General features: G+C 68.8%; 13 protein-coding genes. 6 read left to right on the top strand and 7 right to left on the bottom strand.

Going from position 1 to position 14,411, the window contains the following annotated elements; genetic code table 11:
- Window positions 1–76: 76 nt before the first annotated feature.
- The gene (locus tag ACFTZB_RS06660; protein ID WP_378430670.1) at window positions 77–1,183 is read right to left on the bottom strand and encodes a tartrate dehydrogenase; all 1,107 of its coding nucleotides are present in this window, start codon (window positions 1,181–1,183) and stop codon (window positions 77–79) included.
- A 185-nt stretch (window positions 1,184–1,368) separates the two neighbouring features.
- Between ACFTZB_RS06660 and ACFTZB_RS06665 the strand changes: the two genes are divergently transcribed.
- Window positions 1,369–2,274: a LysR family transcriptional regulator gene (locus ACFTZB_RS06665; protein WP_378430671.1), complete on the top strand. Its 906-nt coding sequence runs from the start codon at window positions 1,369–1,371 to the stop codon at window positions 2,272–2,274.
- A 53-nt stretch (window positions 2,275–2,327) separates the two neighbouring features.
- Here ACFTZB_RS06665 and ACFTZB_RS06670 read toward each other — a convergent pair whose 3' ends face one another.
- Together ACFTZB_RS06670 and ACFTZB_RS06675 are read right to left on the bottom strand one after the other, a co-directional pair.
- Window positions 2,328–3,311: a potassium channel family protein gene (locus ACFTZB_RS06670; RefSeq protein ID WP_378430672.1), complete on the bottom strand. Its 984-nt coding sequence runs from the start codon at window positions 3,309–3,311 to the stop codon at window positions 2,328–2,330.
- Window positions 3,312–3,423: 112 nt separating this feature from the next.
- Complete coding sequence (locus ACFTZB_RS06675; RefSeq protein WP_378430673.1) at window positions 3,424–3,822, bottom strand: RidA family protein; 399 nt, start codon at window positions 3,820–3,822, stop codon at window positions 3,424–3,426.
- Between the two features lie 108 nt (window positions 3,823–3,930).
- On the opposite strand from ACFTZB_RS06675, the gene ACFTZB_RS06680 reads away from it, so the two are divergent.
- Window positions 3,931–4,965, top strand: a complete 1,035-nt coding sequence (locus ACFTZB_RS06680; RefSeq protein ID WP_378430674.1) for an Rv2578c family radical SAM protein — start codon at window positions 3,931–3,933, stop codon at window positions 4,963–4,965.
- Here ACFTZB_RS06680 and ACFTZB_RS06685 read toward each other — a convergent pair.
- The 4 genes from ACFTZB_RS06685 to ACFTZB_RS06700 form a co-directional block, all read right to left on the bottom strand.
- The gene (locus ACFTZB_RS06685) at window positions 4,952–5,374 is read right to left on the bottom strand and encodes a PPOX class F420-dependent oxidoreductase (RefSeq protein WP_378430675.1); all 423 of its coding nucleotides are present in this window, start codon (window positions 5,372–5,374) and stop codon (window positions 4,952–4,954) included. The genes ACFTZB_RS06680 and ACFTZB_RS06685 overlap by 14 nt on opposite strands.
- A gap of 188 nt (window positions 5,375–5,562) precedes the next feature.
- Window positions 5,563–6,279 (bottom strand): SRPBCC domain-containing protein, encoded by a 717-nt coding sequence (locus tag ACFTZB_RS06690; RefSeq protein WP_378430676.1) that lies wholly within the window; start codon window positions 6,277–6,279, stop codon window positions 5,563–5,565.
- Window positions 6,280–6,281: 2 nt separating this feature from the next.
- Entirely contained in the window at window positions 6,282–6,908 is a 627-nt protein-coding gene (locus ACFTZB_RS06695; protein ID WP_378430677.1) for an ArsR/SmtB family transcription factor, read from the bottom strand.
- Window positions 6,909–6,972: 64 nt separating this feature from the next.
- On the bottom strand, window positions 6,973–7,896 hold the full coding sequence (locus ACFTZB_RS06700; RefSeq protein ID WP_378430678.1) for a neutral zinc metallopeptidase: 924 nt from the start codon (window positions 7,894–7,896) through the stop codon (window positions 6,973–6,975).
- Between the two features lie 143 nt (window positions 7,897–8,039).
- Between ACFTZB_RS06700 and aspS the strand changes: the two genes are divergently transcribed.
- The 4 genes from aspS (at window position 8,040) to ACFTZB_RS06720 (ending at window position 14,397) form a co-directional block, all read left to right on the top strand.
- Window positions 8,040–9,848, top strand: coding sequence for an aspartate--tRNA ligase (gene aspS, locus ACFTZB_RS06705; RefSeq protein ID WP_378430679.1), 1,809 nt, complete (start codon window positions 8,040–8,042; stop codon window positions 9,846–9,848).
- A gap of 66 nt (window positions 9,849–9,914) precedes the next feature.
- Entirely contained in the window at window positions 9,915–10,886 is a 972-nt protein-coding gene (locus ACFTZB_RS06710) for a DUF389 domain-containing protein (RefSeq protein ID WP_378430680.1), read from the top strand.
- Window positions 10,886–13,450, top strand: a complete 2,565-nt coding sequence (locus ACFTZB_RS06715) for a circularly permuted type 2 ATP-grasp protein (RefSeq protein WP_378430681.1) — start codon at window positions 10,886–10,888, stop codon at window positions 13,448–13,450. The genes ACFTZB_RS06710 and ACFTZB_RS06715 overlap by 1 nt, the downstream gene beginning before the upstream one ends.
- A complete protein-coding gene (locus ACFTZB_RS06720; protein WP_378430682.1) occupies window positions 13,447–14,397 on the top strand; it encodes a transglutaminase N-terminal domain-containing protein in 951 nt (316 codons plus the stop codon). The genes ACFTZB_RS06715 and ACFTZB_RS06720 overlap by 4 nt, the downstream gene beginning before the upstream one ends.
- The last annotated feature ends 14 nt before the right edge of the window (window positions 14,398–14,411 follow it).

Raw genomic sequence — 14,411 nt, forward strand, 5'->3', positions numbered from 1 at the left:
GCTCTGGGGTGTTCTTTTTGGGTATTGTGGCGCCCCCCCCGGCCGCTATTGGTGGGTGCGGTGTGGTCGCGCTCGCCTAACTGGATCGCCCGCGCGCGAGGCCGGCGTTGGTGTCGAACCGGCGGCAGATCGCGTCGCCGAGGGTCCTGGTGGTGGCGTTGCCGCCCATGTCCGGGGTGAGTGCGTCACCACCGGCAGCGAGGACGTCCTCGACGGCCGTCATGATCGCCGCGGCCGCTTCGAATTCGCCGAGATGCTCGAGCATCATGCTCGCGCTCCAGATCTGCCCGATCGGGTTGGCGATGCCCTTGCCTGCGATGTCCGGTGCGGAACCGTGAACCGGTTCGAACAGGCTCGGGAACGTGCGCTCGGGGTTGATGTTTCCGCTCGGCGCCACGCCGATGGTGCCCGTGCAGGCCGGGCCCAGATCGGAGAGGATGTCCCCGAACAGGTTGCTGGCGACCACGACGTCGAACCAGTCCGGGTGCAGCACGAAGTTCGCCGTGAGGATGTCGATGTGGTACTTGTCCACCACGACGTCCGTGAAGTTTCGGGCCATCGCTTCGACGCGCTGATCCCAGTACGGCATCGAGATCGAGATCCCGTTGCTCTTCGTCGCCGACGTCAGGTGCCTCTTCGGCCGGGACTGCGCCAGGTCGAAGGCGTACTTCAGGATCCGGTCCACCCCGGTGCGGGTCATCACCGTTTCCTGGATGACGGTTTCCCGGTCCGTGCCCTCGAAGATCGTGCCGCCGATGCTCGAGTACTCGCCCTCGGTGTTCTCCCGCACGACGTAGAAGTCGACGTCTCCGGGTTCGCGGCCGGCGAGCGGGCTGGTGATGCCGGGCAGGAGCTTGACCGGGCGGAGGCTCACGTACTGGTCGAAGTGGCGGCGGAACTGCAGCAGGCTGCCCCACAGACTGATGTGGTCGGGCACCACCTCGGGCCAGCCGACGGCGCCGAAGAAGATCGCGTCGAACTGGTTGAGCTGGTCGAACCAGCCCTCGGGCAGCATCTGGCCGGTGCGGGTGTAGTAGTCGGCGCTGGCGTAGTCGAATTGTTCGTAGTCGAGCCGGAAGTCGAATGCCGACGCTGCGGCTTCGAGGACGCGCAGGCCCTCCGGGACGACCTCCGTCCCGATCCCGTCGCCGGGGATGACCGCGATCCGATGTGTTGCACCCATGGTGTACCTACTTTCTGACAACGTTGCGAACGTCGGCTCTCCCTGACGGGGTGAGGAAATCGGTGACTGGAGCACTGATTCGCCGACTACTGTGGGCATGGACACAGCGTATCCGGCAACAATCAGCCCAAAAAGGTGCACATGAGCAAGGCAGTCTTGCCTGAAACGAAAGAATGAGCGACGCCATGAGTGAAGCATCGGCCGACGACGCCCTGTTCTTCGACGTCGTCGCACGATCGTCGAGCCTGACGGAGGCCGCCCGCGAATTCGGCGTCTCGGTGTCGTCGGTGAGCAAGCGGCTCAGTCGGATCGAGCGCCGCCTGGGCGTCCGCCTGATCCAGCGCACCACCCGGCGCCTGACGATGACGTCGGAGGGGGAGCGTTACGCGGCCGGGGCCGCGGTCATCGCGGCGGAACTCACCGAACTCGAGGAATCGATCTCCGAGGCGCACGCCGAACTCGTCGGCCGGGTGCGTATCCACGCGACCCTGGGACTGGGGCGCGCGCACATCGCACCGTTGGTCGCCCAATTCCTGGACGAGCACCCGCGGCTGAACGTCGAACTCGATCTGTCCCCGCTCCCTCTCAACATCGCAGGCACCACGTTCGACATCGGCATCCGGGTCGGGTCGCTGCAGGACTCGCGGTTGACCGCGAAACGGTTGTGCCGGAACCGGCGTGTGGTCTGCGCGTCGCCCGCCTACCTCGGCCGCCGCGGAATCCCGCTCGAGCCGAAGGATCTCGAGCACCACAACTGCATCGTGATCCGCGAGAACGAAGGCGACTACGCGCTGTGGCGGTTCGGAGTCGACCACGAGGAGACCGCGGTACGGGTGTCCGGGAATCTGCTGTGCAACGACGGCGACGTGGTCACCCAGTGGTGCGTGGACGGCCACGGGCTGATCATGCGCTCGATCTGGCACGTCGCCCCACTCCTGCGGGACGGCACCCTCGTGCAGGTGCTGGCCGACATCCCCACCCCGTCGGCGGACGTACACGCGCTGTACTCGGCCACCACCCACGTTCCCCGCCGCATCCGCGAACTCGTCGATTACCTCGCTGCCGGACTGCACCCCAGAATCGAGGTGTGAGACCGACCGATCGACTCGTCGGCGACGTCGACGGCGCCGGACCCGCGCGGGCGTCACGGGTTGACGTGGTGGCGTGCCGCGTCGAGTTCGTCGGGCGTTCCGAGAGCGATGAGGATCGTGCCGGGTTCGAGTTGGACAGTGGGGGCCGGATTGGCGACGAACTGACCGGACACGGCGCGAATCGCAAGCAGCAGTGCGCCACTGACGTGAAGTCCCATCTGCGCAAGCGTGTATCCCACCCAGGGTGAGGTGGACCCGACGGTGATCTCTTCCATTCGGTAGTCGAGGGTCTCGTCGTGCATCACCACGTCGAAGAATTCGGCCACGTGGGGTTGCAGCGCAAAGGAACCCATTCTGCGGCCGCCGATCAATTGCGGGTTGACCACCCGGTTGGCGCCGGCGCGTACGAGTTTGGACATCGACCCCTCGTTCCGGGCGCGGGCGATGATGACGAGATCCGGGCGCAATGCCCGTCTCGACAGCGTGACGTACACGTTGTCGGCATCGGTGTCGAGTGCGGAGATCAGAGCGTGTGCGTGTGCGATCCCGGCTGCTTCGAGGGTCCGGTCGTCGGTGACGTCGCCGATGACGGTGGGATGCTGGATATCTCGGAGTCTGTCGGCTTCGCGGTCGATGACGACGATCTCGCGGCCGAGTGAGGTGAGGTACTGGGCGCTCGCAGTACCCACCCGGCCCCACCCGCAGATGATGATGTGGCCGGTCATCCGGCCGATGCGTCGATCCATTCGCCGTCTCTCCATGTGGTGGCGCAGGTGGCCCTCGATGAGCGCCTCGAGCAGGACGCCGAACATGTACAGCGCGGTGCCCACCCCCGCGAGGATGAGGGTGATCGTGAATATTTCTCCGACGCGGCTGAGTGGATGTACTTCGCGGAATCCGACGGTCGTGATCGTGGTGACCGTCTGATAGAGCGCGTCCAGGATCCCGAAGCCGAGGACGATGTATCCGGCCGTGCCGATGACAACGACCAGCGCGAACGCGAGGAGCGCTCGACCGATTCGTGCCAGGGGGCTCACCGCGACAATTGTTCCCCCGATCTCGTCGAAGAGTGGGTATTTCCGATGGACCACCGACGGGTGGGGAGGCGGACAGGGCGTACGCCGGTGCGGTGCCGCCTCCCCGGATCGGTCAGTCGCCGACGACGGCGTCGGCCTCGATCTCGATGAGCAGGCCCGGGGCGATCAGCGCGCTGACCTCGAGGATCGTCGTGGCGGGACGGATCTCGCCGAAAACCTCGCCGTGTGCGATGCCCGCTTCTTCCCACCGGCTCATGTCGGTGAGGTACATGCGGGTGCGGATCACATCGGTCGTGCTCGCGCCGGCCTCCGCGAGCGCCGCCTCGATTCGGCGCAGCGCCTCGCGTGTCTGCTCTGCGAGATCGTCTCCGCCGACGGGGCCGTCGGGACCCGACGCGGTGGTACCCGACACGGACACGAGTTGACCGATCCGCACGGCTCGGGAATAGCCGATCTTGCCTTCCCACTCGGAACCGGACGAGATGTTGTTTCTGTTCGACATGAGCGACATTGTCGCAATCCCGGATCCGGCACCCACCAGCGCGGTCGACGTCGAGGAACTCGCGTTCGCCCGGCGCGAAGCCTTGACACCGGTTAGAACACATGTTCGCATGTACTCATGAGGTGGGATGGGCAAGCGGTCGACGCCGACGACGGTGCATTGCCAGGGCTGGAACGCGCCGGACTCGTGCGCAGCGTACAGACACCCGAGTTCGACGGCATCACCTTTCACGAAGTGCTCTGCAAGAGCGCGCTGAACAAGATGCCCGAGGAGTCGCAACTACCATTCCGGTTCACCGTCAATGCCTTTCGCGGGTGCTCGCACGCATGCCGCTACTGTTTCGCCCGGCCCACCCACGAATACCTCGACCTCGATGCGGGCGGCGACTTCGACAGTCAGATCGTCGTGAAGACCAACGTCGCGGCGGTGCTGCGCAAGGAGTTGGGGCGCAGGTCGTGGAAGCGTGAACACGTGGCGCTCGGCACCAACACCGATCCGTATCAGCGCGCCGAGGGCCGGTACCGTCTGATGCCCGGCATCATTCGGGCGCTCGCCGAATCCGCCACCCCGTTCTCGATTCTGACCAAGGGGACGCTGCTGCGGCGCGACCTCCCGCTGCTGACTCTGGCCGCCCGTCAGGTGCCGGTGAGCATCGGCGTCTCGCTGGCGATCCACGATCCCGACCTCCAGAAGTCGATCGAGCCGGGAACGCCCACCCCGAAGGCGCGCCTCGACCTGATCCGGGCGATCACCGACGCCGGGCTGCCGTGCAATGTGATGGTGGCTCCCGTCATTCCGTTCCTCACCGATTCGGTGCGCCACCTGGACGGCCTGCTCGAATCGATCGCCGATGCCGGTGCCTCGGGCGTGACCGTCTTTCCGATGCACCTGCGCGGCAGTACCAAGGGCTGGTTCCTGAACTGGCTGTCGACGGAGCATCCCGCGCTCGTCCGCCAGTACCGGCAGTTGTACGGGCGGGCGGCCTACGTTCCGCCCGAATACAAGTCGTGGCTGAAGCAGCGAGTCGACCCGCTCGTCGACCGGTACGGTCTCGGCGGCGGTGCGAAACACCGGGAGGCCGGGCAGCCCGAACCGGATCGAGGTGAACTGGTCGGGGCGGGTCGTCCCGGACCGGCGCTCACCCTCTTCTGAGGTGGACGGTCCGTCTCGGTTCGTACCATTCGGCGTCTGCGGGTTCTCCCGCCATGTTCCAACTCCACGAGATGGTCGGTGCGATGCGCACATAAATGCCGGGTCCGACCATGCCGTCCCGTTCCACCGGCTGATCGGCCGTGCCGTAGACCCGGATGGATCGCGCGACGAACGGCTCGAACGAGACCAGGTCGTCGACGACCAGCGACACCTTGTCGTTCCCGGCCCGGATGTTCCGGAACTTGCGGGTACCGGCGACGGACGGACCGGAACCTCCCACCCAGAAGTCCGTTCCGTCGAACTCGAACGCGAGTGGAACCACGTCGGGTTGCCCGTCTGCGCCGACGGTGGCGACGCGGGCGATCGGCTGCGACCGCAGGTAGGCGATCTCTTCGTCCGTGAACGACATGGAAACTCCTCGAGGCCAACCGATGTTCCTGTGTCGACACTAGTCAAAGGGACGCGCAACGCGCCCCGCCTTGCCGCACCCACAAAGGGGAGGGGTTCGCCCGCCGGCGCACGATCGAGAAGCGTTTCGTGGGCACGTCCCGGGTGGAGGCGAGTGCACCGCCTCCCGAACTCGGGCACCGCGGAGAGTCACGCGAAGACGTCGTCCAGCCAGGACGTCCACGCGTCCTGCGACTTCTCCTGGTCGTCGCCCGCGGCGAACAGGTGGTGCGCCGCGTCGACCGTTCCGCCGAACGCGTTGCGGCCGTAGAACCGGTACAGCGCGTCGCCGGTCCGGATGCCGATGAAGTGCGGCGTCAGGTAGTCGACGACGCCGTCCACCGTGCCGAATCCGGGAACGTCGACGGTGACCGTGTCGCCGGCGGTCGACGTGTCGGACAGGCCGAGCGCGCCGCGGAGCGTGGCCATGGCTGCGGGGTCGGCGGAGGCAGCCGGGCCGCCGGCCGCGATGTAGGTGGCCGCGCGGCCCGCGAAGTGCTGGACGTACTGGCCGAGGCTGTGCAGGTAGAACGTGGTGTGTTTGTCGGCACCGTCGTACTGGGCGTCCCAGTCGTCGGTGAAGATGCCGCTGTGGACGTAGCGCAGTGCCGCGGTGCCGCCGTCCCGCGCCTCGATGAGGTACTCCAGCGCGTTGAACCAGCCGTCGGGGCCCTCCTGGCGGACCGCGAACTTCTGCGGCGGCTCCCAGGCGACGACGGCGGGGTCGTCGGGTCCCTCGTTGCCGGTCCCCGGATCGAGGTCGGTGGGGAACATCCAGCCGCCGGTGCCGGTGGTGACGGCGGCGAACACGTCCTCGGCGGTGGCGTTCAGGACGACTTCGCGGCGGATCTCGAAATTCTTCGACATGGCTAGTTCTCCTCGTGACGGTTGCCGGATGACTTCGGTTGCGCGGACGGTGTTTTGAGGCTCGGATGCAGTGCGACGACGAGGCGGTGCCTGCGCCCGTTCGGGGCGTTCTCGTCGTGGTAGCGGGCCACCAGGTTCTTGACGGACTCGCCGAGTTCGTCGGCGAACGCGGACCGGTCGGCCGCCGATGCGAACTGGATCTCGCTGTCGATCGCGTAGGTGGCCAACGGCTGACGTGCCGCGGTGGCGCCGGCGATCAACTCGCCGACCTCACGCACCAGTCGCGCGGCCAGCGCCACCAGCCAGCGGGCCGACAGTTGGTCCGGAGCCCGGTCGGGGTCGGGCGCGAGGGCGGCGAACGCGGCGGGGGAGATGACGTACGACGCCGCGGTGGCCTGGAACAGCCGTTCGGTGACGTTGCCCTTCCTGCGTTCCTCGACGAGTTCGACGAGGCGGTGTTCCTCGAGCGCCCGCAGGTGGTAGTTGGCCTTCTGCCGTGTCAATCCCACCTGGGCGGCGACGGAACTCGCCGAACCGGGTTCGGCGAGCGCCGCCAGCAACCGTGCCCGGACCGGGTCCAGCGAAATCTCGGCGGCGGCCGCTTGATCGATCACTGCTACGTCCAACATGCATCAACTCTCGCACCGACAGTAAATTCTGTCAAGACAAAAATGTTTGTCGGCGTGGGGATGGTCAGCGGAGTGCGGGCGGGGTGTTCAGATCGCGTGCCGAGTAGGTGTCGCAGGCCTGCACCTGGCCGGTCCGGTATCCGGTCGCGAACCACTTCTGGCGCTGCTGCGAGGAGCCGTGCGTCCAGCCCTCCGGATTGACCCGGGCGCCCGCCGACTGCTGGATGCGGTCGTCGCCGACCGACGAGGCGGCGGACAGGGCGTCGTCGATGTCGGCGTCGGTGAGGGTGTTCAGGAACGGAGGCCCGCCGTCGGGGCCGGGGAGGGTGTCGGCGTAGTGCGCCCACACGCCCGCGTAGCAGTCGGCCTGCAATTCGGTCCGCACCGCGGCCGAGTCGGCGCCCCGCGGGTCGGCCTGAGCCCGTCCGATGTCGCCGAGCTGATTCTGAATGTGGTGACCGAACTCGTGCGCCACGACGTACTCCTGCGCCAGCGGACCCCCACTGGACCCGAAGCGGTCGACGAGGAGCTGGAAGAAGCTGGTGTCGAAGTACGCCGTCGAATCGGCCGGGCAGTAGAACGGCCCGACCTCGCTGGTGGCGTTGCCGCACCCGGTGTTGACGGAACCGGAGAACAGCACGACCTCCGGTGGCACGTACGCGGTGCCGGTCTGTTGCGCGAGTTCCTGTCCCCACACGGAGTCGAGGCTGCCCGCGGTGAACACCACCCGGCAGTTCACGTCGCGGTTGGCGTCCGCGCCGGTCTCACACCCTTCGAGGCCGGCGCCCGAACTCTGGCCGGACTCGGTGGTGCCGCTGAGACCACCGAGCAGCGAACCGGGATCGCCGCCGAGGAGCAGCGCCAGAACCAGCACGATCAGACCGCCGGCGCCGCCGCCCATCGCGAACTTCCCGCCGAGGCCACCGCCGCCCCCGCCTCCGGTCGACACCCGGCCCGAGTCCATTCGGGCGCCCTCGTTGAAGGTCATGTGTCTTCGCTTTCTCTTCAGTTTTCCGGTGCGTGCCGATCGAGCCTCCCACGAGAAGCGGGTATGCGTTTCCGCTCACGCGCGGTGTCTCCGTAGGATCTCAGCCAACGAAGTAGCTTGCCCCATGTTTCGAAAGGAATCCCGTGCTGCGCACACATCTCGCCGGTTCATTGCGAGCCGAGCAGGCCCAGCAGACCGTAACCCTCACCGGTTGGGTTGCCAGGCGTCGTGATCACGGCGGGGTGATCTTCATCGATCTACGTGACGCGTCGGGCGTGTCCCAGGTGGTGTTCCGTGAGGGCGCCGCCGCCGAGCAGGCCCACCGTCTGCGCGCCGAGTACTGCGTCAAGGTCACCGGTGTGGTCGAGGTCCGTCCCGAGGGCAACCAGAACTTCGAGATCCCCACCGGGGCGATCGAGGTCAACGTCACCGACCTCGAGGTCCTCAACGAGAGCGCACCGCTGCCGTTCCAGCTGGACGACCAGGCCGGCGAGGAAGCGCGCCTGAAGTACCGCTATCTGGACCTGCGCCGTGAGGGCCCCGGCCACGCCATCCGGTTGCGGTCCAAGGTCAACGCCGCGGCCCGCGCGGTGCTCGCGCACCACGAGTTCGTCGAGGTCGAGACGCCCACGTTGACGCGGTCGACGCCGGAGGGCGCCCGCGACTTCCTGGTTCCCGCGCGTCTGCAGCCGGGCAGCTTCTACGCGTTGCCGCAGAGCCCGCAGCTGTTCAAGCAGCTGCTCATGGTCGGCGGTATCGAACGCTACTACCAGATCGCGCGCTGCTACCGCGACGAGGACTTCCGCGCGGACCGGCAGCCCGAGTTCACGCAGCTCGACATAGAGATGAGCTTCGTCAACCAGGACGACGTCATCCTCCTCGCCGAGGAGGTGCTGACCTCGCTGTGGAAGCTGGTCGGGCACGAGATCAAGACGCCGATCGCGCGGATGATGTACGCCGAGGCGATGCGCCGCTACGGTTCCGACAAGCCGGACCTGCGCTTCGGTGTCGAACTGGTCGAGTGCGCCGAGTTCTTCACCGACACCACGTTCCGCGTCTTCCAGCAGGAATACGTCGGTGCGGTGGTCATGCCCGGTGGTGCGAGCCAGCCGCGGAAGCAGCTCGACGCCTGGCAGGAGTGGGCGAAGCAGCGCGGGTCGAAGGGCCTGGCGTACGTGCTGGTCGGCGAGGACGGCACCCTCGGCGGACCGGTGGCCAAGAATCTCACCGACGCCGAACGTGAGGGCCTCGCCGCGCACGTCGGCGCGAAGCCGGGCGACTGCATCTTCTTCGCCGCCGGCGCCACCAAGTCCTCCCGCGCCCTGCTCGGTGCCGCTCGCGGCGAGATCGCCCGGAAGCAGAACCTCATCGACCCGGACGCGTGGGCGTTCGTGTGGGTCGTCGACGCACCGCTGTTCGAGCCGACGGCGGATGCCACCGCGAGCGGCGACGTCGCGCTCGGCTACAGCGCCTGGACGGCGGTGCACCACGCGTTCACCTCGCCGAAGCCGGAGTCGATCGACACGTTCGACACCGACCCGGGGTCCGCGCTCGCGTACGCCTACGACATCGTCTGCAACGGCAACGAGATCGGCGGCGGCAGTATTCGTATCCACCGCAAGGACATTCAGGAGCGAGTGTTCAAGGTGATGGGGATCTCCCACGAGGAGGCCGAGGAGAAGTTCGGGTTCCTGCTCGACGCGTTCGCGTTCGGGGCGCCGCCGCACGGCGGCATCGCGTTCGGCTGGGACCGCATCACCGCCCTGCTCGCCGGTGTCGATTCCATTCGTGAGGTCATCGCGTTCCCGAAGTCGGGTGGCGGTGTCGATCCGCTGACGAGCGCTCCGGCTCCGATCACCGCGCAGCAGCGCAAGGAGTCCGGGGTGGACGCGAAGCCGGAGCCGAAGGGCGACGCCGCCGCGGCGAAGCCCGACGCTCACGCCGCGAAGTAGGCGGGTCCGTCGGCGGACGCCGGCGCACCCGAACGATCGGACGACGCGGAACAGCCGGGGGACACGATGTTGCACCTGCGAGTGATCTGTCCGGCCGAGCGCACCGAGGACGTCCTCGGTGTGCTCGCCGCGGAACCCGGCGCCACCCACGTGGTGGTGCTGCGACAGGCCGCGATCGACCCCGCCGGCGACGCGATCCAGACCGACGTCGCCCGGGAGGCCGCGAACGACGTGATCGGCGCGCTCGAGGCCCTGGGAATCGATCGCACCGGCGCGATCACCGTGGAGCCCGTCGAGACGGTGCTGTCGAAGTCCGCGCACGAGGCGGAGAAGGCGGCGCCGGGCGATCCCGCGGACAGCGTCGTGTGGGAGGAACTGGTCAGCCGGACGCGTGAGGAATCGACGCTCAACGTGACGTTCCTCGCGTTCCTCACCATCGCCTGCCTGCTGGCCGCGGTGGGGGTGGTGACCGACTCGCCGATCACCGTCGTCGGGGCCATGGTGGTGGGGCCGGAGTTCGGTCCACTCGCCGCGCTCGCCGTCGCATTGATGCGGCGCAAGCTCGGGCTGGCCCGGCGGTCGCTGATCGCCCTGCTGTTCGGTTTCCCGTTCGCGATGGCGGCGACGCTGGTCGCGACGCTGTTGATGGAGCGGGCCGGGTGGATGGAGTTCGAGAGCATCGAGTCCCTCGACCAGGTCGACTTCATCTACCGCGTAGGTCCGCTGTCGCTGATCGTCGCGCTGCTTGCCGGCGCGGCGGGCATGCTCGCGCTCGTGTCCTCGAAGTCGGCGGCGCTCGTCGGCGTCTTCATCTCCGTCACCACCGTTCCGGCGGCCGGATTCGCCGTCGTCGCGGTCACCGTCGGCGAATGGCGCGTCGCGGCACTGGCGGCGCTGCAACTCGGGGTCAACATGGTGGGCATCGTGGTCGCCGGCGTCCTGGTCCTGGCGCTGCGACTTCGCAGCGGCGGCGATCCCCGCAGGCTGCTCGCGCAGGCGCGGAAAGACCGCACCCCGGCGCAGCGGCGGAGGGCCTGATGAGCGTCTCGCCGCACGACGGCGCGGGCTACGACGAACTGTTCGACGACGCCGGCGGCCTCCGCGAACCGTGGGCGGAACTGGCCCGGGACTTCACGGACGGCGGCCCCGAGTCCGTCCGCCGCCTGCAGGCCCGCATCCGGCTCCTCGTCGACAACCACGGGATCACCTACAACCCCCTCGACGGTTCGGACGCGCCGACCGCATCGCCGCGGTGGGAAATCGACGCCGTCCCGCTGATCGTCGCGGCCGACGAGTGGGAGCAGCTGGCGGCGGGCTTCGTGCAGCGCTCCCGGCTTCTCGACGCGGTGCTCGCGGACCTGTACGGACCGATGACGCTCGTCCGGAGCGGCGCCGTCCCGGCCCGCACTGTGTTCGGGCACCCCGGCTACGTCCGTGCGGCGCACGGCATCACGGTGCCGGGCCGCCACCAGCTGTTCCTGCACGGACTCGACGTCGGACGCGGGGCGGACGGCACGTTCCACGCGCTGCGCGACCACACGCAGTCCCCGGCGGGCGCCGGGTACGCGATGGCGGACCGACGCGTCATCGCACGGGCGATGCCCGGCATCTACGAGGCGGTCGGACCGCGCCCGCTGTCCTCGTTCGCCCAGTCGATGCGGCTCGCGGCGATCGACGCCGCCCCCGCGGGCACGGAGGACCCGCTCGTCGTCGTCCTCAGCCCCCGTACCCGGTCCGAAGCCGCATTCGATCAGGCGTACCTGGCGACGGTCCTCGGGTTCCCGCTCGTGGAGAGCGCCGACCTGGTGGTCCGCGACGGTCACGTGTGGATGCGGTCCCTCGGCAGTCTGGAACGCGTCGACGTCATCGTCCGGCGCGTGGACGCAGACCTCGCCGACCCCCTCGACCTTCGCCCCGGCTCCCGGTCCGGGGTGGTCGGTCTCGTCGAGGTGCTGCGGCGGGGCGCGGTGACCGTCGTCAACACCCTCGGCAGCGGAATCCTCGAGAACCCCGCACTCACCCGCTTGCTTCCGGATCTGTGCCGCAGGCTGCTCGACGAGGATCTGCTGTTGCCGTCGGTTCCCAGTTTCTGGGGCGGCGACCGCTCCGAGCTGTCGCACATCCTCGCGAACGCCTCGTCGATGGTGCTGCGCGCGGTGCACGGGGGTGCGCCGATCGTGCCCGCCGACCTCGGTGACGCCGACCGGGACACCCTGCTGGACCGGGTGCGAGCCGAACCCGAGCGGTGGGTCGGGCAGATCGTCCCGGACCCGTCGTACGCGCCCGCCGCCGAGGGGGCCGGGGACGTCGTGCTCGCACCGGTCGGGATGCGGCTGTTCAGCGTGGCGCAGCAGGTGGGATTCACGCCGATGGCCGGCGGTCTCGGCACCTCCCTCGTTCCCGGGGCCGAGCGCGGGGACCGCCGCCACGCCGGCGCGAAGGACGTCTGGATCCGGATGGCACAACGCGCCGCGTCCACCGACCCGGGCGACGGCACCGAGCGGGACGGCGAGACCCTGCCCACGTACGCCGGAACGACGTCCGACCTGATGACGTCGCCGCGTGCACTGACCGAACTGTTCTGGATGGGCAGGTTCGCCGAACGCGCCGAGGGCGCGGCCCGGCTGATGATCGCCGTGGGGGAGAAGTACCGCGACTACCGCCTGCGACCGTGGCTGGCGGGCGGCGGGAGCCTCCCGATCCTGCTGAACACGGTCCTGCGGGTCGCCGACGCCGGGCATCACCCCGTTTCCGACTCGGACTCCGACCCGGTCAGCGACCAGCGGCGGGTGCGCTCGGAGTTTCGCTCCCTGACGGCGGACCCCGACCGGGACGGGTCGCTCGCCCATGCGGTGCGCGGCGTCGAGCAGGCCGCGCGGGCCGTGCGCGGGCAACTGTCGAACGACATCTGGGCCGTCCTCAGCTCCGTCGAACGCACGCTCGGACAGGTCGCCGCCGACACCGTCGACGACGGGTCCGCACTGTTCGAGGCGCAGTCCGCCGTGCTCGGCGGCATGCTCGCCCTCTCCGGGGTCGCCGCGGAGTCGCTGGTCCGCGACACCGGCTGGCACGTCATGGACATCGGCAAACGGATCGAGCGGGCAGCCACCCTGATCGCACTGGTGGACTCCACCCTCGGGCGGAAGACGGATCCCGCGACCGAGCGGGCGGTGATCGAATCGCTCCTCGTCGCCACGGAGAGTTCCGTGGTCTACCGCCGACGCAACCGCAGCATCCGCCCGGCGGCCGTGGCCGAGTTGCTGCTGTTCGACGTGAAGAACCCGCGGTCGCTGGCGTTCCAACTGGAGGCGCTGCGCACGAATCTGGCCGCACTGCCGGACGCCTCGGGTGCGTCCCGTGCGGAGCGGCTCGCCGAGGACATGGTCAACACCGTGCGGCGCGTCGACCCCGTCCGGCTCGAATCGGTCGACGCGGGCGGGTCCCGGAAGGAGCTGGGTGAGCTGACGACCACGATGCGCGCACTGCTGCGCGAACTGTCCGACGTGATGCTGAAGGGTCAGCTGTCGCTGCCCGGCGGCACCCAGCCGCTGTGGGGCAGCGGCACCCCCTCGAGCACCTTCCCGGGCGGAGTTCCCGCGTGACGGACACGACGCCGCCCACCGGCCCGGCAGCGGAACGTCCGGTTCTGCGCCGATACACGATCACCCACCGCACGACGTACACGTACTCGGGGCCGGTGACCTCGTCGTACGGCCGGGGTTACCTGCTGCCGCGCGACACCGAGGAACAGCGGTGCGTCGCCTCCGTCGTCGACATCACACCGCCGCCCGCGGACCGCTCCACCGGCTCGGACGTGTACGGCAACCGGGACCTGTACTTCCAGGTGAGCACTTCGCACGAGGAACTGGTGGTGGCGGCCGAATCCGAGATCGAGGTCTACGGACCGGACAGGGCGAGACTCGCGGCCGCACCGGCGAACGCGCCGTGGGAGCTGTCCCGGCCCGTGGGCACCGAGGGCGCGATGGCGCAGGAGTTCGTGCTCGACCTCGAACGTCCCGAGATCGGCGACGCGGTCCGCGAGTACGCGGCACCCAGTTTCCCGCCGGAACGGCCCCTCGTCGACGCGGTGGTCGATCTCACGACCCGCATCCACCGCGACTTCGAGTACAAGTCGGGGTCGACGTCGATCTCGACGCGGGTCGCGGAGGTGCTGGAGAAGCGCTCGGGCGTCTGCCAGGACTTCGCCCGGCTCGCCATCGCCTGCCTGCGCTCACGCGGACTCGCGGCCCGGTACGTGTCCGGGTACCTGGCGACGCAGCCGCCGCCCGGCAAGGAACGGATGATCGGCGTCGACGCGACGCACGCCTGGGCCGCGGTGTGGATGCCGGGGGACCGGTGGCTGGCCTTCGACCCCACCAACGACCAGCTCGTCGACGAGCGGTACACGGTGGTCGCGTGGGGCCGGGACTACGCCGACGTGCCGCCGCTGCGCGGTGTCATATACACAGAGGCACGAAACAGCACCATTGCGGTGTCGGTTGACGTGGCGCCGATGGAAGTACTCGCACCGGATCAGCCGAAATGCTGAAATTCATCGGGGCT

Source organism: Rhodococcus sp. NPDC057014 (genome assembly GCF_042673295.1).
GTDB lineage: Bacteria > Actinomycetota > Actinomycetes > Mycobacteriales > Mycobacteriaceae > Rhodococcus_F.

What these genes read in the sequence shown, in the direction of transcription:
- ACFTZB_RS06710 (WP_378430680.1), top strand. Translation starts at nt 9,915, where the DNA reads ATGTTGCACCTGCGAGTGATCTGTCCGGCCGAGCGCACCGAGGACGTC.
- ACFTZB_RS06665 (WP_378430671.1), top strand. Translation starts at nt 1,369, where the DNA reads ATGAGTGAAGCATCGGCCGACGACGCCCTGTTCTTCGACGTCGTCGCA.
- ACFTZB_RS06690 (WP_378430676.1), bottom strand. Translation starts at nt 6,279, where the DNA reads ATGTCGAAGAATTTCGAGATCCGCCGCGAAGTCGTCCTGAACGCCACC.
- ACFTZB_RS06680 (WP_378430674.1), top strand. Translation starts at nt 3,931, where the DNA reads ATGAGGTGGGATGGGCAAGCGGTCGACGCCGACGACGGTGCATTGCCA.
- ACFTZB_RS06675 (WP_378430673.1), bottom strand. Translation starts at nt 3,822, where the DNA reads ATGTCGCTCATGTCGAACAGAAACAACATCTCGTCCGGTTCCGAGTGG.
- ACFTZB_RS06685 (WP_378430675.1), bottom strand. Translation starts at nt 5,374, where the DNA reads ATGTCGTTCACGGACGAAGAGATCGCCTACCTGCGGTCGCAGCCGATC.
- ACFTZB_RS06660 (WP_378430670.1), bottom strand. Translation starts at nt 1,183, where the DNA reads ATGGGTGCAACACATCGGATCGCGGTCATCCCCGGCGACGGGATCGGG.
- ACFTZB_RS06695 (WP_378430677.1), bottom strand. Translation starts at nt 6,908, where the DNA reads ATGTTGGACGTAGCAGTGATCGATCAAGCGGCCGCCGCCGAGATTTCG.
- ACFTZB_RS06700 (WP_378430678.1), bottom strand. Translation starts at nt 7,896, where the DNA reads ATGACCTTCAACGAGGGCGCCCGAATGGACTCGGGCCGGGTGTCGACC.
- ACFTZB_RS06715 (WP_378430681.1), top strand. Translation starts at nt 10,886, where the DNA reads ATGAGCGTCTCGCCGCACGACGGCGCGGGCTACGACGAACTGTTCGAC.